Source organism: Micromonospora sp. DT201, assembly GCF_049841575.1.
In the GTDB taxonomy this organism is placed as follows: Bacteria; Actinomycetota; Actinomycetes; order Mycobacteriales; family Micromonosporaceae; genus Micromonospora.
Map to the genome: position 1 here is coordinate 1 of NZ_JBNCKP010000033.1, position 17,304 is coordinate 17,304.

17 protein-coding genes are annotated in these 17,304 nt (G+C 69.4%); 11 read left to right on the forward strand and 6 right to left on the reverse strand.

The features are described from left to right. Nucleotides 1-298: 298 nt before the first annotated feature. Nucleotides 299-1,279, forward strand: a complete 981-nt coding sequence (holA, locus tag ACLQ28_RS32175) for a DNA polymerase III subunit delta (RefSeq protein WP_425690070.1) — start codon at nt 299-301, stop codon at nt 1,277-1,279. Next, nucleotides 1,276-1,698: a hypothetical protein gene (locus ACLQ28_RS32180; RefSeq protein WP_425690021.1), complete on the forward strand. Its 423-nt coding sequence runs from the start codon at nt 1,276-1,278 to the stop codon at nt 1,696-1,698. The genes holA and ACLQ28_RS32180 overlap by 4 nt, the downstream gene beginning before the upstream one ends. 114 nt (nt 1,699-1,812) lie before the next feature. Here ACLQ28_RS32180 and rpsT read toward each other — a convergent pair whose 3' ends face one another. Together rpsT and ACLQ28_RS32190 are read right to left on the reverse strand one after the other, a co-directional pair. After that, nucleotides 1,813-2,079, reverse strand: coding sequence for a 30S ribosomal protein S20 (gene rpsT / locus ACLQ28_RS32185; protein WP_007464006.1), 267 nt, complete (start codon nt 2,077-2,079; stop codon nt 1,813-1,815). 182 nt (nt 2,080-2,261) lie between these two features. After that, nucleotides 2,262-3,248 carry a phosphotransferase family protein gene (locus ACLQ28_RS32190; protein ID WP_425690022.1) on the reverse strand — a complete coding sequence of 329 codons (987 nt, stop codon included), beginning with the start codon at nt 3,246-3,248 and terminating at the stop codon, nt 2,262-2,264. Between the two features lie 61 nt (nt 3,249-3,309). Here ACLQ28_RS32190 and ACLQ28_RS32195 point away from each other — a divergent pair, with 61 nt between their 5' ends. From ACLQ28_RS32195 to ACLQ28_RS32230, 8 genes are all read left to right on the forward strand, one after another. After that, the gene (locus tag ACLQ28_RS32195; protein ID WP_425690023.1) at nt 3,310-3,846 is read left to right on the forward strand and encodes a DUF4240 domain-containing protein; all 537 of its coding nucleotides are present in this window, start codon (nt 3,310-3,312) and stop codon (nt 3,844-3,846) included. Nucleotides 3,847-3,960: 114 nt separating this feature from the next. Next, nucleotides 3,961-5,838, forward strand: a complete 1,878-nt coding sequence (gene lepA / locus ACLQ28_RS32200) for a translation elongation factor 4 (protein WP_425690024.1) — start codon at nt 3,961-3,963, stop codon at nt 5,836-5,838. Nucleotides 5,839-6,591: 753 nt separating this feature from the next. After that, nucleotides 6,592-6,876: a GlsB/YeaQ/YmgE family stress response membrane protein gene (locus tag ACLQ28_RS32205; RefSeq protein WP_425690025.1), complete on the forward strand. Its 285-nt coding sequence runs from the start codon at nt 6,592-6,594 to the stop codon at nt 6,874-6,876. Nucleotides 6,877-7,501: 625 nt separating this feature from the next. Next, nucleotides 7,502-7,783 (forward strand): GlsB/YeaQ/YmgE family stress response membrane protein, encoded by a 282-nt coding sequence (locus ACLQ28_RS32210; RefSeq protein ID WP_425690026.1) that lies wholly within the window; start codon nt 7,502-7,504, stop codon nt 7,781-7,783. A 251-nt stretch (nt 7,784-8,034) separates the two neighbouring features. Continuing rightward, entirely contained in the window at nt 8,035-9,321 is a 1,287-nt protein-coding gene (locus tag ACLQ28_RS32215) for a sugar ABC transporter substrate-binding protein (protein WP_425690027.1), read from the forward strand. Then, nucleotides 9,318-10,304 (forward strand): carbohydrate ABC transporter permease, encoded by a 987-nt coding sequence (locus ACLQ28_RS32220; RefSeq protein ID WP_425690028.1) that lies wholly within the window; start codon nt 9,318-9,320, stop codon nt 10,302-10,304. Before ACLQ28_RS32215 ends, ACLQ28_RS32220 begins: the two co-directional genes overlap by 4 nt. Then, nucleotides 10,301-11,131: a carbohydrate ABC transporter permease gene (locus ACLQ28_RS32225; RefSeq protein WP_355427528.1), complete on the forward strand. Its 831-nt coding sequence runs from the start codon at nt 10,301-10,303 to the stop codon at nt 11,129-11,131. The genes ACLQ28_RS32220 and ACLQ28_RS32225 overlap by 4 nt, the downstream gene beginning before the upstream one ends. 54 nt (nt 11,132-11,185) lie before the next feature. Next, nucleotides 11,186-11,821, forward strand: coding sequence for an MOSC domain-containing protein (locus ACLQ28_RS32230; protein ID WP_425690029.1), 636 nt, complete (start codon nt 11,186-11,188; stop codon nt 11,819-11,821). 58 nt (nt 11,822-11,879) lie between these two features. Here ACLQ28_RS32230 and ACLQ28_RS32235 read toward each other — a convergent pair whose 3' ends face one another. From ACLQ28_RS32235 to ACLQ28_RS32250, 4 genes are all read right to left on the reverse strand, one after another. After that, nucleotides 11,880-12,794: a hypothetical protein gene (locus tag ACLQ28_RS32235; protein WP_425690030.1), complete on the reverse strand. Its 915-nt coding sequence runs from the start codon at nt 12,792-12,794 to the stop codon at nt 11,880-11,882. 150 nt (nt 12,795-12,944) lie between these two features. Beyond that, complete coding sequence (locus ACLQ28_RS32240) at nt 12,945-13,889, reverse strand: phytanoyl-CoA dioxygenase family protein (protein ID WP_112677226.1); 945 nt, start codon at nt 13,887-13,889, stop codon at nt 12,945-12,947. A 179-nt stretch (nt 13,890-14,068) separates the two neighbouring features. Beyond that, nucleotides 14,069-14,929 carry a hypothetical protein gene (locus ACLQ28_RS32245; RefSeq protein WP_425690031.1) on the reverse strand — a complete coding sequence of 287 codons (861 nt, stop codon included), beginning with the start codon at nt 14,927-14,929 and terminating at the stop codon, nt 14,069-14,071. 274 nt (nt 14,930-15,203) lie between these two features. After that, on the reverse strand, nt 15,204-15,995 hold the full coding sequence (locus tag ACLQ28_RS32250) for an enoyl-CoA hydratase family protein (RefSeq protein WP_425690032.1): 792 nt from the start codon (nt 15,993-15,995) through the stop codon (nt 15,204-15,206). 19 nt (nt 15,996-16,014) lie between these two features. On the opposite strand from ACLQ28_RS32250, the gene hemW reads away from it, so the two are divergent. Next, nucleotides 16,015-17,238 carry a radical SAM family heme chaperone HemW gene (hemW, locus tag ACLQ28_RS32255; protein ID WP_425690071.1) on the forward strand — a complete coding sequence of 408 codons (1,224 nt, stop codon included), beginning with the start codon at nt 16,015-16,017 and terminating at the stop codon, nt 17,236-17,238. The last annotated feature ends 66 nt before the right edge of the window (nt 17,239-17,304 follow it).

Here is a 17,304-nt window from a genome sequence, read left to right on the forward strand (position 1 = left end):
CGAAAAACCCTCGACTGGCATAATCCGGCCGAAGTACTCCACAAACACCTGGTTGCAACCGCCGCTTGAAACCGCCGGCTCCTGATACCGCGATATCGGCGATCTCGTGTGGATCAAGGGCGGGGCTTCGTGAAGGCGGCCGGCCGGGGGCGTCGACCAGCCCGCAGCAAGCATGCACCGCAGGTGAATTGCGGATTGAGTGGCGAATTGAGATAGATGTCGGGATTTGCACTGTGTGCGCGCTGCGCCGACCAAGCAGTGAATGAGCAGGCACGATCCCGCCGTGGGCCGTGCGAATATGGGCGGCGTGACCGCCGCCAGCCTCGCCCCTATTCTGCTCGTCCTCGGTGACGAGGAGCTGCTCGCCACGCGCGCGGTCACCGAAGCTGTCGCGAAGGTCCGCAGCATCGACGCCGAGGTGGACGTTCGCGAATACCAGGCCAGTGCGCTCGCCGTCGGCGAGATCGCCGAGATGCTCAGCCCCTCGCTGTTCGGCGGGCGGCGGCTGCTCATCCTGCGCTCCGGCCAGGACGCCCGCAAAGACCTGGTCGCCGCGCTGCTGGCGTACGCGAAGAACCCCGACCCGGACGTTCAACTACTGGTGCTGCACCTGGGTGCCGCCAAGGGAAAGGCGTTCGCCGACGGCCTGCGGGCGGCCGGCGCGACGGTGGTCCCGGCGGCAAAGCTCAAGGGGCATCGCGAGCGGGTGGCCTTCGTTCGTGACGAGATCCGTCGAGCCGGCGGGAAGTGCACCGACGACGCCGCCGAGGCGCTCATCGCGGCGGTCGGCAACGACCTGCGCGAGCTGGCCGCCGCCTGCTCCCAACTGATCGCCGACACCGACGGGCGGATCAGTGCCGACACGGTTGCCCGCTACTACCGGGGGCGGGTCGAGGTGACCGGCTTCACCGTGGCGGACGCCACCATGGTCGGTGACGTGCCGGCGGCTCTGGAGGCGCTGCGCTGGGCCCTGCACGTCGGGGTCGACCCGGTGCCCATCGCCGACGCCCTTGCCGACGGGGTGCGCACGGTGGCCCGGGTGGCGTCGGCCGGACGGGGCAGCCCGTACCAACTCGCCAGCAGCCTCGGGATGCCTGCGTGGAAGATCGAGCGGGCGCAGCGGCAGGGGCGAGGCTGGACGCCGGAGGGCCTGGTCCGGGCCATGCAGGTCGCCGCCGAGTGCAACGCGGCCGTCAAGGGCGGCTCCGACGACCGGGCGTACGCCTTGGAGCGCGCGGTCTTCTCGGTCGCGGCGGCCCGGCAGGGCAGCACCAGGTGACGAGGGCGAACCGCCCAGCGTGGGCCACCATCGGTGTCGACGAGGAGCGGTACCGGCCGCTCTACGCCCGACTCCTCGGCCTGCGGTTCGTCAACCCCGGTGGTGTGCTGTGCTTCCTCTTCTTCGAGGGCACCATCGCTCTGGCGGTGCTGCTCGCCCTCGCCGAATTGGTCACCTGGTGGGCGGTGCTGGTGCTGCCCGTCGTGGTGGCGGCGATGGTCAAGGTCAACGACATGGTGGCCGCGATCGTGGTCCGTTCCGCCGCGCTCGTGCCGGAGCAGGAACGGGACCGTTTCCGTCGGCAGATGGAACCGGTGGTCGGTCGAGCCCGGGTCGAGTGGATCTCGCACAGCGTCACCGGCGTCGTGATCACCGCCGATCCGGTGCCACCCACCCGCCGCGCCGACCCGTCGGACTGAGCGCCGACCCGTCGGACTGCGCGCAGGACCTGCGGGCGTGCGGCCGGGCCGTAGACACACGGAAGCCCCGGGCCGAGGCCCGGGGCTTTCCGAATCAGTCTGACGGTGAAATCGTCAGGCGGAGAGCGCTACCACGCGCTTCGCGATCGCGGACTTGCGGTTCGCGGCCTGGTTGGAGTGGATCACGCCCTTGCTGACGGCCTTGTCCAGCTTGCGAGAGGCGTCCAGCATGAGCGCGGTGGCCTTCTCGACGTCACCGGCCTCGGCAGCCTCGTTGAACTTCCGGACGGCGGTCTTCAGCGACGACTTGACCGACTTGTTGCGCAACCGGGCCTTCTCGTTCTGCCGGTTGCGCTTGATCTGGGACTTGATGTTCGCCACGCGACAGCCTCGTCTTGATAGCTCGGGTTGGTCAGCTTATGCGCGTGATGACGAACATGCGTCATCGCTGCGCGAAGAGCCAGGTTACCAGGTCGCCCGGGACGAGCCAAAACGGCTCGGCCTTCGCGAGGACGGACCCGGCCCGTCGGAGACCAGAATACGCTCCCGGCCGTTGCCGCCGGTCACCGCCAGCCCTGGCGGCGAGCCAGCCAGTCGAGCGTCTGCTCACCGCTCCACCGCTGGTGGGCGGGCAGGTGTGGCGAGGTCGTCGGCGGTGCCGCCGCAGCGCCGGTGAGGTAGTAACCGGCCAACGCGGCCAGGGTCGCGTCCAGCGCGTCCGGAGGTGCTCCCACGGTCGCCGGGTGCGCGGCGAAGAGCCGGTCCGCGTCCAACCCGCTGGCGTACGCGGTGAGCAGCAGGCCGGCCAGGTCGAACCAGGCCGGCCCGGAGCAGACCCAGGTCCAGTCGCAGAACCAGGCTCGGCCGTCCGCGTCGATGAGCACGTTGTCGACCCGCAGGTCACCGTGGATCAGGCCGGTCGACCCGGCGGCGTACTGGGGGAGGCGCGACTCCAGCGCCACCAGCTCGGGCAGCCGACCCCGTGCCGGTGGCGGTAACGGTGGGGTCGGCTCGCGACCTGCGGCGACCTCCTCCCACCAGAGGATGTCCGAGCGGGCCAGATTGGCCAGGTGCGGCAGGCCGAGCGCAGTCAACTCCGCAGGCGGGTCGGCCAGGGCGGCGGCGACCTCCGCGTACCCGGCGAGGGTGGCGTCCAACTCGCCGCGCACCCAGGGCAGGCGCGGGGTATGGCCGTCGACGGCGTCGGTGCAGAGCACGAACCAGCCAGCTTCGTACAGGGTCCACCGGGGGCGGGGCGCCGGCAGGGCCGCCGGCAGCCGGTCCAGGATCGCGGCCTCTCGGGCGTACCAGTCGACCAGATGCGGTTGCTCGGTGGCGGGCGCCGCCTTGATGAAGGCCCGACCACCGTCAGCCGTCTGGAGCACGGCGGCGAACCCCCGGGTGAACCCCGCGCCCGCGACCCGGGCGCTGACCACCGGCGCGCCGAGCCGTTCGGCGACCGCGGCCCGCAGCGCCGCCGGCAACGCCGGCCACGACGGGCGCAGCGCGCTCGCGTGGTACGGCACCGGCGGCAGCGTGGGACGGGACACCCCACCATGCTGCCCCGGGGTACGTGCGCGACGCACGGCGACACTGCCAGACTGCCAACCCATGAGGACCGAGGACTTCTGGCAGCTGATCGACCAGGCTCGGGCCGGCGGGGGCGGTGAGCCCGGCCCGGTCGCCGCGCGGGCCGTCGAGCTGCTCGCCGAGCGCGACCCGGAGGACATCATCGGGTACGCCCGGCATCAGACGCGGGTGCTTGCCGCCTCGCACAAGGCGGATCTGTGGGGTGCGGCGTACCTGATCAACGGCGGCGCCTCGGCCGACGGCTTCGAGCACTTCCGGGGCTGGCTGATGACCCAGGGGCGGGCGGTCTTCGCCGGCGCGGTCGCCGAACCGGACTCGCTGGCCGAGTTGCCCCAGGTCCGGGCGGCCTCGCTCAGCGGCGAGGAGTTCTCCGCCGAGCAGATGCTGTCGGTGCCCTGGGACGCTTACCGCAAGGCCACCGCGACCGAACTGCCGGCGGACCGCGACCCGGTGCGCACGCCGGACCTCAACGACTTCTGGGACTTCGACGACGAGGAGGAGGCGCGTCGTCGGCTGCCCCGACTGGCCGCGCTCTTCGTCGAGCCGCCGATGGAGTGAGGGTCCCGGCCCGATCCGTCGCCCGCGCAGCGGCCGCACCCCGGCGGCGTGGGAACATAGAGGGGGTCGGCGGCGCGCCGGCCTGTTCACGTCAGCCGACCAGAACGGACCGCTGTGCCACCGAAGCTCGATCCCGGCGCGAATGCTCCCGGTTCCACCGACCCCGGTCGCATCCGGAACTTCGGCATCATCGCCCACATCGACCACGGAAAGTCGACCCTGGCCGACCGGATGCTGCAGCTCACCGGCGTGGTCGACCCCCGGCAGATGCGCGCCCAGTACCTGGACCGGATGGACATCGAGCGCGAGCGCGGCATCACCATCAAGAGCCAGGCCGTCCGCATGCCGTGGACCATCCGTGAGGGTGAGCGGGCCGGCGAGCACGCGGTGCTCAACATGATCGACACCCCTGGGCACGTCGACTTCACCTACGAGGTGTCCCGGTCGCTGGCCGCCTGTGAGGGGGCCGTGCTGCTGGTCGACGCCGCGCAGGGCATCGAGGCGCAGACCCTGGCCAACCTCTACCTGGCCCTCGAGAACGACCTGCGCATCATCCCGGTGCTTAACAAGATCGATCTGCCGGCCGCCCAGCCGGAGAAGTACGCCGAGGAGTTGGCCCACCTGATCGGCGGCGACCCCGCCGACTGCATCCGGGTCTCCGGTAAGACCGGCGAAGGCGTACCGCACCTGCTCGACGAGATCGTCCGGCAGTTCATCCCCCCGGTCGGTGACGCCGAGGCGCCCGCCCGGGCGATGATCTTCGATTCGGTGTACGACGTCTACCGCGGAGTCGTCACGTACGTCCGGGTCATCGACGGCCGGATCAGCGCCCGCGACCGGATCAAGATGATGTCCACCGGGGCCGTGCACGAGCTGCTGGAGATCGGTGTCATCTCACCCGAGATGGTCAAGGCCGAGGCGCTCGGCGTCGGCGAGGTCGGCTACCTGATCACCGGTGTGAAGGACGTCCGGCAATCTCGGGTCGGTGACACGGTCACCATCAACAGCCGGCCGGCGGCCGAGGCGCTGGGTGGCTACAAGGACCCGAAGCCGATGGTCTACTCCGGCCTCTACCCGATCGACGGGTCCGACTACCCCAACCTGCGCGAGGCACTCGACAAGCTCAAGCTCAACGACGCCGCACTGGACTACGAGCCGGAGACCTCCGGCGCGCTCGGCTTCGGTTTCCGCTGCGGCTTCCTCGGCCTGCTCCACCTGGAGATCATCCGGGAGCGGCTGGAGCGCGAGTACAACCTCGACCTGATCTCCACCGCGCCGAACGTCGTCTACCGGGCGATCACCGACGACGGCGAGGAGATCGTCGTGACCAACCCGAGCGAGTACCCCACCGGCAAGATCGCCGAGGTGTACGAGCCGGTCGTCCGGGCCACCGTGCTGACGCCCAACGACTACGTGGGCGCGGTGATGGAGCTCTGCCAGGGCCGACGCGGCACCCTGCTGGGCATGGACTACCTGTCCGCCGACCGGGTGGAGTTGCGCTACACGCTGCCCCTCGCGGAGATCATCTACGACTTCTTCGACCAGTTGAAGAGCCGTACCAAGGGCTACGCCTCACTCGACTACGAGCCCTCCGGCGAGCAGGCGTCCGACCTGGTGAAGGTGGACATCCTGCTGCACGGCGAGCCGGTGGACGCGTTCAGCGCCATCGTGCACAAGGACAAGGCGTACAACTACGGCGTCACCATCGCCGCGAAGCTGCGTACCCTGATCCCGCGCCAGCAGTTCGAGGTGCCGATCCAGGCGGCCATCGGCAGCCGGGTCATCGCCCGAGAGACCATTCGGGCGATCCGCAAGGACGTGCTCGCCAAGTGCTACGGCGGTGACATCAGCCGTAAGCGCAAGCTGCTGGAGAAGCAGAAGGAGGGCAAGAAGCGGATGAAGATGGTGGGCCGGGTCGAGGTGCCGCAGGAAGCCTTCATCGCCGCCCTCTCCTCTGACTCTGGCGACGGCAAGGCCGCCGGGAAGAAGTAGACCCCTACGCCGAACCGGGCCACCCCCTCCGTACGTGCGATCGGGTGTCTGTCCGGTCTCGCCCTCCGAGCGACCGAGATCTGCGCGTTTTTCGGGGAAAGTGCAGCCTGGCGACGTGTCCAGGCTGCACTTTCCCCGAAAGTGTGCGGATCTAGCGTGTCGCGCCTCAGGGTTCAAGATCGAGCGTCCGCTCAGACCGGAATGCTCGGACGGGCAGCCCTAAGGCGGGTGCCCGCCGCTGCGTCGGCCGGTCTGTCTTTGCCGGGCTGTCTTGGCCGGTCTGCGTTGGCCGGGCTGTCTTTGCCGGCTTGTCGCGGCCTCTTGTCTCGGCCGGCCTGTCTTTGCCGGGCTGCCGCGGTCGGTCTGTCTTTGCCGTCCTGTCGCGGCCTCTTGTCTTGGTCGGTATGCCTCGGCCGGCCTGTCGCGGCCTCTTGTCTGGGTCGGCCTGTCTTTGCCGGCCTGCCTCGGTCGGTCTATCTGCCCGTCGTGGGCGTCGGCTGGTTGCTGACAGCGGTGGCGTGACCGCCGGGTGCGGGAATTTTTCTGGCGATGTTGTGGGCTGATCGCGCCGACAAGATGGGCTCCCACCTGTGTGGACGCACTCCCGTGCCAACCGACGCACCCCTTAGGTATTGACATCTGGCGTTGTCGTTCGAGGTGAGTCGGTTTGGGTTTTCGGTGGGGCGGGCACTTAGCGGTCACGACAGGAAGCACACACATCGTGTGTCAGACATTCTTTGAAGGAGGGTGGCCGTGGAGCTCACCGTGTGGGGCATCATCACTGCGATCGTTGTTGGTCTCATCGTCGGCGCGCTCGGCCGCCTGGTCGTTCCGGGCCGGCAGAACATGCCGATCTGGCTGCACATGCTCATCGGTATTGGCGCGGCTCTGCTGGGCACCGTGCTGGCGCGGGCCATTGGCATCGCTACCGAGACGAGCGGCATCGACTGGGGCGAGCTGCTGGTGCAGGTTGTCGTTGCGGCCATCGCGGTCGCGCTGGTGGCCGGTGTGGGCCGCCGCCGCAGCGTCACCCGATAACACCAAGCACTATCGCAACACTCCGGATGGGCGTCCGACCGACAGGTCGGGCGCCCATCGGCGTTCATTCCGGCCGGGGCCGAACGTCGTGCCCTGTCGGGCGCCCCGGCGTGCCGAATCGCAGTGATCCGCTCCATTTCGCCGATGTGGGGGTGTCTCCGCGGGCTGATGCCGCAATGTCGGCGACCTGGTGTTGATCTTCGGGTCGGGGTCCTGAGTGGTCATACGGGCAGGGTCTCGTCGGGCCTTTCCGGCGCACCCCGGCGTGATCCACTCCATTTCGCCGATGTGGGGGTGTCTCCGCGGGCTGATGCCGCAATATCGGCGACCTGGTGTTGATCATGCGGTCTGAGTGGCCCGGTGGCCCCGGTGGCCCCGGTGGTCCCGGTGGTCCCGGTGGCCCGTGGTCCCGGTGGCCCGTGGTCCCGGTGGCCCGTGGCCCGTGGCCTGTGGCCTGTGGCCCGTGGCGCGGGTGGGTGGGTGGGCGGTGGAACGGGTCTTGTCGGCCAAGTCGTGATCGTTTGGTGGCCTGAGTCGGTTTGGGTTTTCGGTGGGGCGGGCACTTAGCGGTCACGACAGGAAGCACACACATCGTGTGTCAGACATTCTTTGAAGGAGGGTGGCCGTGGAGCTCACCGTGTGGGGCATCATCACTGCGATCGTTGTTGGTCTCATCGTCGGCGCGCTCGGCCGCCTGGTCGTTCCGGGCCGGCAGAACATGCCGATCTGGCTGCACATGCTCATCGGTATTGGCGCGGCTTTGCTGGGCACTGTGCTGGCGCGGGCCATTGGCATCGCTACCGAGACGAGCGGCATCGACTGGGGCGAGCTGCTGGTGCAGGTTGTCGTTGCGGCCATCGCGGTCGCGCTGGTGGCCGGTGTGGGCCGCCGCCGCGTCACCCGATAACGACCTGGCATCACCTGGCGAGGCAGCACGACTGCCAAGACGACCCGACTGGAAGAGCGCTCGGCCCCTGGCCGGGCGCTCTTTCGTGCGCTAGTCGCCCGCCTTCGGCCGGATGTGACAGCGCCGTTCGTCGGGCCTCTGCGGTACGGTCGCCACGCTTCGGCCGGTGCCAACCACTGTCGTAAAGGATTTCTCCGTACTAAGGTGCGGCGGAGAAGGTTAGTTCCAGGCGGTGCGAGGGGAGAAGTGGCGTGAACAGGTGGAAGCGGCTGGCCCCGGTCACCGCCATGGTGGCCTCGGCCGCGATGGTGCTGACCGGTTGTGGGGGTTCCGGTGAGGACGCGGCCGACGACAGCAAGCTCACGGTCTGGATGATGGGCGAGGGCGGCGACGCGCAGAACGCGTTCCTCGACGGGGTCGAGGCCGAGTTCCGCCAGAAGCACCCCGACACCGACGTGGTGGTGCAGTACATTCCCTGGCTCGAGGCGCCCAAGAAGTTCCAGGCCGCGCTCGCCGGAGGCGAAGGGCCGGACGTCACCGAGTTGGGCAACACCGAGACTCAGGGCTGGGCTGCCCAGGAGGCGCTCGCCGACGTGAGTGGTCGGATGGGCGGCTGGGCCGACGGCAAGGACCTGCTGCCCGACCTGGTGCGCAACGCGCAGCTCGACGGCAAGCAGTACGGCGTGCCGTGGTACGCGGGCGTCCGGGCGATCTACTACCGCACGGACTGGTTCGCCGAGGCGGGCGTTCAGCCGCCGAAGACCTGGGACGACCTGGTCACGGTGGCCAAGGCCGTGCAGGCGAAGAAGAAGGGCACCTACGGCATCGCCCTGCCCGGCAACTCCGAGCTGCCTTTCTACTCCTTCCTCTGGGGTGCCGGCGGCGAGATCGCCAGCAACCAGGGCGGCACCTGGAAGTCCGGCTACACCACGCCCGAGGCGCAGCGGGCCGTCAAGTTCTGGACCGACCTGGTGACCGTGCACAAGGTGGCCCCGCCGGCAGCGGCAGGGTGGAACGAGATCGACGCGCGCACCCAGTTCGCCACCGGCAAGGCGGCGATGGCGTTCGCCGGCAGTTGGCAGCAGGCCGCCATCAAGAAGGACAACCCCGAGATCGAGAAGGTCTGGGGTACGTTCCCGATTCCCGGCCCGGACGGCAAGGCGGCACCCGGTTTCGCGGGCGGCTCGGACGTGGCGATCTGGAAGGACAGTGAGCGGCAGGACCTGGCCTGGGATTACCTGACCGTGCTGCTGAACAAGAAGAACGCGCAGAGCTTCGCGAGCAGCCTCGGCTTCTTCCCGGTCTACCAGGATCTGGTCGCTAGTGACACGTACGCCAACGACAAGGTGATGGCGGCGTTCGCCACCACCATGCAGAACACCAAGCTCACGCCGCTCACCCCGAAGTGGGTGGAGGTCAGCCGGACCAAGACGGTGACCCAGGCGATGAACAGCTCGGTCATGAAGGGTCAGAAGACGGTCGAGAAGGCTACCGCCGACGCGGCCGGTGAGATGGAAGGCATTTTGAACAGCAAGTGAGCTCACAGACAAAAAACCCGGAGACGGCCGCCGCGCGGGAGACCCCCGCGCGGCGGCGTCGCCGGGTGGACCGCCTGCCCTACCTGCTGCTCCTGCCCGCACTGGTGATCATTGGGGTGCTGCTGCTCTGGCCGCTCGGCCAGGTGGTGGTCATGTCCTTCTACCGGCTGAACAACGTCCGGCAACTGCGCGGCGACCGGGAGTGGCCGTGGGTGGGGTTGGGCAACTACGCCGACATCCTCTCCGACCCGTTCTTCCTGACGGTGTTGCGCAACACGGTTCTGTTCGCTGCGGCCAACGTGCTGCTCACGATGGTCCTCGGCACTCTGGTCGGGCTGCTGCTCAACCGGCTCGGCCGCAAGATGGCGACCTTCGTGGCCAGTTGCGTGATGCTCGCCTGGGCCACGCCGGCGCTGACCGGCACCATCGTCTGGAAGTGGATCTTCGACGACACGAGCGGCCTCGTCACCTGGTTGTTCAACGCGCTGCCGGACGGGCTCTCCAATGGACTGTTCGGTCGTAGCGACTGGACCGGCTACGGCTGGTTCAACTCGCCACTGCTCTTCTTCTCCATCCTCACCCTGGTGGTGGTCTGGCATTCGTTCCCGTTCATCGCGGTGAGCGTGCTCGCGGGTCTCAAGAGCGTGCCGAGCGAGCTGCACGAGGCGGCCCGGGTGGACGGCGCCAGCCCGTGGCGGGTCTTCTGGAAGATCACCTTCCCGTTGCTGCGCCCGGTCTTCGGGATCCTGATCGTGCTCTCCACCATCTGGGACTTCAAGGTCTTCACCCAGCAGTTCGTGTTGGCCGGCGGCACCCAGGACCGGCCGACGTTCATGCTCGCCATCTACTCGTACGCCGAAGCTTTCTCTCCGCCGCCGAAGTACGGACTCGGCGCGGCCATCGCGGTGATCCTCACGCTGATCCTGCTCGTGGTGACCGGCTTCTACGTACGGATGGTGCTCAGGCAGGAGGACGAGTCGTGAAGAAGGTCGCCCTCAACGCCGCCGGGCTGCTGGTCGCGCTCTTCGCGGCGTTCCCGGTCTACTGGATGATCTCCACCTCGTTGAAGCCGAGCAACGAGATCTTCTCGGCCACCCCGCAGCCGGTGCCGACCCACCCGACGCTGGCGCACTACCGGGAGATCCTGACCGGCAACCTGATCCCCGGCGTGAGCTTCTTCGACTTCTTCCTCAACAGCGCGCTTGTCGCGGTCTCCACGGTGGTGCTCAGCGGCCTGGTCGCGCTGCTCGCCGCGACCGCGGTGGCCCGGTTCCGCTTCCGGCTGCGGACCAGTTTCCTGATCATGCTGCTGGTGGTGCAGATGATCCCGCTGGAGGCGCTGGTCATCCCGCTGTTCCTGATGATCCAGCGGCTGGGGCTCTACAACACCCTGCCCAGCCTGATCCTCACGTACCTCGGCTTCTCGCTGCCGTTCGCGGTCTGGATGCTGCGCGGTTTCGTCGCCGCGGTGCCCAAGGAGCTGGAGGAGGCGGCTGCCATCGACGGCGCCAGCCGGGCCCAGACCTTCCGTCGGGTCCTCTTTCCTCTGGTCGCGCCCGGCCTGGTGGCAACCAGCATCTTCTCCTTCATCACCGCGTGGAACGAGCTGATCTTCGCGTTGACGTTCATCAACGATCAGGGGAGTTACACGCTGCCGGTGGCGATGACCTTCTTCTTCGGCCGGGACGACACGAACTGGGGGCCGGTGATGGCTGCGTCCACACTGTTCACCCTGCCGGTCATCATCTTCTTCCTGCTGGTGCAGCGCCGGATGGTCTCCGGTCTGGTGGCTGGCGCCGTCAAGGGCTGACCCGGGGCGTTCGCGGATACGGGCGGACACCGCGCCGCCGCTAGGCTGGCCGTCATGACGGGCAGGGTGGCAGCGGTGAACCTCGGCGTGGTGACCGAGGCGGAGTGGGCCGGCGACGTGAGCGGTCGCAGCGGCATCGACAAGCGGCCGGTGGATGGGCCGGTGCTTGTCCGCTTCGAGGGGGTGGTCGGTGACTTCATCGGCGAGCGGGCCCATCACGGCGGCTCCGACCAGGCGGTCTACGCCTACGCGGAGGAGGACGCCGGTTGGTGGGCGGCCGAGCTGGGCCGCGCCGTAGGGCCCGGTGCCTTCGGTGAGAACCTGACCACGTACGCGGTCGACGTGACCGGCGCGGTGATCGGCGAGCAGTGGCAGATCGGCACCGCCCTGCTCCAGGTCACCAAGCCGCGTACGCCCTGCACCACCTTCGCCGGCTTCTGGGGCATACCGGATCTGATCAAGCGGTTCACCGCCCGGGCGCTGCCCGGCGCCTACCTGCGGGTGTTGCGGGAAGGTGAGATGGGCCCAGGCGACCCGGTCGAGGTGGTGGAGCGTCCCGCGCATGGCGTGACCATCGGCGAGGTGTTCCGGGCGACTAGCCTGGAGCCGGAGTTGCTGCCCCGGCTGCTGGAGGCATCCGACCTGCCGGAGTCGATCCGGGAGAAGGTCCAGCGCCGGCTGGGGCGTTGACGACCGCCGAGTGGGCGCGCCGGCGGGGTCGGCCTGCGCCGGGTCACCGCCGCGGCGTTCACTGCACCAGGACGTCCTCGATGTGGGCGGTGGTGCCGCCCCAGGCGGCCAGCGTGAGCTTCCCGCAACCGGCGCTCTCCGTCTCGGCGAACTGGCCGGCCGGGACGCCGTCCACACGCACCGAGTAGGTCGAGCCCCGGGCCGAGACCACGATGTGGCGCGTCTGGTGCAGGTCGGCGACCGGATATGAACCGCCGCCGACCCCGCCGACACCCGGTGTCGGCAGGGACGAGAACTTGGCGATGAAGGAGCCGTCGGAGTCCAGGTAGAGGATGATCGCGTCGCCGGTCGCCTGGTCGTTGTCGAGACCGCCGCGGGGAAGCACGGCCAGCCCGTAGTAGTCGACAGTGCCTGCGCCGAGCCGGACGTCGAACTCGACCGTGCCGTCGCACATCATGTGGTCCTTAAGGTAGGCGCCCCACTGGCTCTCGATGCTGTCCGGTGTGTCGATCCGTAGCGCTGTTCCCTCGGCGACCAGGGTGAATGGCCCGTGTGTTCCGCCGAAGCGCTGGAAGCTGTTCGCGGCGACATACGGAGACCGCGGCGGCTTGTTCTTGCCGCTGGTTCCCTGCGGGCCGGCACTCGATCTCGTGGCGGTGGCGCCCGGAGCCGCCTTCGGGCTGGTCGGCTTTCGGACCGACGCGGTCGGCGTGGATGTGGCGACCGTGGAGGGCGGCGCCCCCACGGTGGGGATCTGCGCCGGCACGGTCGTGGGCTGGGCCCCGGGAGGTGAGGACTGCCCGTCCGGCAGGCGGTCCTCCAGGAACGTGAAGACCGACGCTGCCACGAGGAGCAGCGCGAAGATGCCGATCACCCAGCGCCCGGTCATCTTCTGTGGTGGTTTGATCCAGTTCCCGACGACGCCGATGGCCACTCCGAGGAGAAGCAACGTCAGGGCGATGCCGTCCTTCATGCGGCAGAGGGTACGGCCTGCCTGCCGCTGCGCCCTCCAACTGTCGGTTAGCCGAACATCTACCCGCCGCGCACCGCTGGCCGGTCGCCGGGTACAGAAAAAGGGGCCCCTGCCATGCCGAGGGCGGTGACAGGGGCCCCTTCTGGTAAATCAGCGCAGCCAGGGGATGTTGCGGTCGAGCAGACCGCGCTCCTTGAGCTCCTTGCGCAGCGGGATCTCGTCGTCGACGTACCCGTCCCAGTTGATGCCCCAGTAGTTGGCGGTGTGGGTGCCCTCACCGATCAGCTGGCGCTGCACGGGGGTGCGGTTGCGGTACCACTCGCCGTTCACGTCGGGGTGCAGCTCGTCCAGCGGACGGATCCACCGGTAGGTGTAGCCGACGAAGAGCATCTTGCGGGTGATGGTCGACAGGTTCGTCGAGCGCGAGTGCCACTGCCGGCGGTCGAAGATGAACGCGTCGCCCGGGTTGGCGGTGATCTCCACCGTGCCCTCCGGGTCGGGGTTCTGGACGGTGAGGTCCGCCGGCCGGGGCAGCGAGTTCTTGAGGTGGCTGCCCGGGATGACCTTGGTGGCGCCGCGGCCGGTCTCGGAGAGATCCGACAGCACGTACGCGACCTTCAGCGAGAACATCGGCCGGGGCAGGTTCGGGTCCATCGTCTCCGGGTCGGAGTTCTGCCGGTACCCGTCCTGGTGCCAACCCCAGTACGGCTTCTCCGGCTCGGCGGCCGGCGGGGTGACGTCCAGGTGGTTGTGGTGGGTGTAGATGTTCCAGCCGGCCAGCCCCCACATGTACGGGAAGGCGATCGGGTGGGTGAGCAGCTCCCCGAAGAGCTCGTCGCGCTCCAGGAAGCCCAGCAGGTGCAGGGTGCCGTCCTTCTTGGTGGTGCCCTTTGCCTGCTCCTCCGCGTAGACGCGGTCGACCGCCGCCTCCAGCGCCGCCCGGTGGTCCTCCGTCAGGACGTTGCGCAGCAGGAGGAAGCCCTGCTCGTGGAACTCCTTGCGGTCAGTGTCGCTGATCGGTTCGTAGCCGGTCCGGTCGCCGTAATCGAACACCGCGTCGTACCCCTCCCCATGAGGTGAAACCTTTTCTGGCACAGGCCGCCGATCGTAACGCGACGGCATGCCCATCGGGAGGTGCCTGTTGCGCGAGTAGGCCTCAGTGGGACCCCGCGCAGCGGGAGGGCTGCGTAGAGTGAGACTTCCGCGATCAATGGAGGGATTCGCGGTCTCTTGTCCGATTGTGCGGTGACTGCCGGTTAGGAGATCCGAACCGGTCAACCCTCGTTGAACACCTCGGCCACCACCTGGCCGGCAGGGCTCTGCTGCCCGCTCACCCGATCCCAGGTGCCGTTGCGGGCGGTCCACTCCAGGTCGCCGAAGCGGACGCGCTTCACACCGTGATCCTGCGCGTGCGAAACCAGCCAGTGTGCGTACCGCCAGCCGTCGCGCTGGTCGCCCGGAGTCACTGCCAGGCCGGTCGGGTCGGTCGGGTCGAGGCCCTTCAACCCCCAGTCCAGCACCAGGTTGCGGGTCAGCTGCGCGGCCGCCGCCGCTCCGTGCATCGCCGGGGTACGCCCCACCGTGCAGGCGACCGCGCCGGTGGCGTCGCCCATCAGTGCCCGGCTGAGCACCTCGGAGTCGTCGGCCCACTTCTGGTAGGCCTCGGGGAAGGCTGAGCGCTGCACCCGCTGGGCGGCGTCGGTGACGCGCATCTTTTCCCAGCCGCGCACCTTCTTGAGCGCGGCGTAGAACCGGTTGGCCGCGTAGCGCGGGTCGCGAATCTGCGCCGGGGTGCCCCATCCCTGGCTCGGTCGCTGCTGGAACAGGCCGAGGGAGTCGCGGTCGCCGTCGGCGAGGTTGCGTAGCCCGGACTCCTGGTATGCCGTGGCCAGCGCGACAACCACAGCCCGCTCGGGCATTCCGCGCTTTGCGCCGATCGCCGCGATGGTCGCCGCGTTTGCCATCTGGTCGGCGTCCAGCGCGACCCGGCCGTCGGCCTGCACGGTGCACTTGCGTGCCAGAACCGGCAACTGGAGGCGGTCACCGACCTGCCGTACGACGAGCCAGATCGCGATCACGGCGACGAGGATGAGCACGACTCCACCCGCCACGGCTGCCCGAGTTCGCACCCACACCCCCAGATCGGCAAGTCTGACAAGCGTACGTCTCCGCCGCTCCGTTCGGGTCGTCCGAGCGGTTCGGGGTCGGCTCGGCGGCTCCGCCCCGGTTCGGGGCCGGCTCCGCCGACGCGTTCCGATCGAGGCATTCCCGCTCCAGGCGTGGTCTCACCTGCCCGTATGGCCCGGCCGCGTGACCTGTTGTGCGCGTCACCGCCTCGACGCCGCCGGAAAGTGATTGACCGGTCAAGGACTTATGACGGTTGACGCACAGGAACGCATACCCGAATGCTCAGACGTCGTCGAGAGCGGCCACCCATCGAGCCGACCTCTTCTCCCGGAAGGCCAGGACTCCCTCGCGCCCCTCGTCGGAGAGGAAATAGCCGGTCGAGAGAGCGGCCAGCCGGCCCAGGTCGGCACGCAGCTCGGCGGTCCCCGGTCGGCGCAGCAACTCCTTCGTCCCGGCCAACGCGCCGGGCGCGCCGCGTACCAGCGAGTCGCAGAACCGCTGCACCGCAGCGTCCAACCCATCCGCCGGCACAGAGGCCGTGACCAGGCCGATCTCGGCGGCTCGTCGGCCGTCGAAGGTGTCCCCGGTCAGGTACAACTCGGCAGCCGCGCGCGGGTGCAGCCGGGGCAGCACGGTCGCCGAGATCACCGCCGGGATCACCCCGATCCGCACCTCGGTGAACGCGAACGTCGCCTGATCGGCGCAGACCGCCAGATCGGCGGCGGCGATCAGGCCCAGCCCACCGGCTCGCGCCGGCCCCGCAACCCGGGCCAGCACCGGCTTCGGACACTCCCAGAGCGCGGCGAGCACATCGCCCAGCATCCCGGCGGGCACCGTCCCGCTGGCGTACGCCGCAGCGGTCTCCTTCAGATCCGCTCCCGAGCAGAAGACCGGGCCGGTGTGGTCCAGCACGACCACTCGAACCGCGTCGTCGGCGACCGCGTCCGCCAGCCCGGCCAGCAGTTGGGTCATCAGGCCGGTGGAGAGCGCGTTGCGGTTGTGCGGGCTGTCCAGGGTGAGGGTGGTCACCCCACGGGCCGTGGCGACCCGCACGAGGACGTCGGGAGAGGTCATGCCGGGCACACTAGTGGCCATGCCCGGCGTCCTTCCAGATGGTGAGACCGTCCCCGTCGACGGATCGCTGCCCGCCACCGCCACCGCAGCGGTCGGCGCGCGCGGCTTCGGCGTCTACGTACACGTGCCGTTCTGCGCCAGCCGGTGCGGCTACTGCGACTTCAACACCTACACGGCGGCCGAGCTGGGTGGTGGCGCCAGCCGCGAGGGGTACGCCGATACCGTCCTCGCCGAGCTGGCACTCGCGGCCCGGGTGCTCGGCGACAGCCCACCGCCCCGGGTCGACACCGTCTTCGTCGGCGGCGGTACGCCCACCCTGCTCCCCGCCGACGACCTGGCCCGCATCCTCGACGGCATCGACCGCACCTGGGGGCTGGCCGCCGACGCCGAGGTGACCACCGAGGCCAACCCCGAATCGGTCACCCCGGAATCGTTGAAGCAGCTGCGGGCTGCCGGCTACACCCGGATCTCGCTGGGCATGCAGTCCGCCTCCCCGGGAGTGCTGGCGATCCTGGACCGCAAACACAGCGCCGGCCGGGCCACCGCCGCCGCCCTGGAGGCGCGGGACGCCGGGTTTGAGCACGTCAACCTGGATCTGATCTACGGGACACCGGGGGAACGGGCCGAGGACTTCGCCGCCTCACTGGACCAGGTCGTGGCCGCCGGGGTGGACCACGTCAGCGCGTACGCCCTGATCGTCGAGGACGGCACCCGGCTCGCCGCCCGGATGAAGCGCGGCGAACTGGCGTACCCCAGTGACGACGTGGCCGCGGACCGCTACCTGGCGGCGGAGGCCGCACTCGACGCGGCGGGGCTCTCCTGGTATGAGGTCTCCAACTGGGCCCGCACCGACGAGGCTCGCTGCCGGCACAACCTGCTCTACTGGACCGGCGCGGACTGGTGGGGGCTGGGGCCGGGGGCGCACAGCCACGTCGGCGGCGTGCGCTGGTGGAACGTCAAACACCCCTCGGCGTACGCCCAGCGGTTGGCCGCAGGCGCGTCCCCCGGCCTGGCCCGGGAGGTCCTCACGGTCGACGAGACGCACATGGAGGACGTGATGCTCCGGCTGCGACTCGCCAGCGGCCTGCCGCTGGCGGTGCTCGACGGCACCGGCCGGGCTGGTGCCGAGCGGGCGCTGGCTGACGGCCTGTTGGACACGGATGAGTACGCGGCCGGCCGGGCGGTGCTCACCCTGCGCGGGCGGCTGCTCGCCGACGCGGTCGTGCGCGACCTGCTGCCCTGAGCATGCCCGCTGCCCCGGTCCGGGGCAGCGGGTGCTTCGGGCCGGCCGGGGGAGCGGCCGACCCGA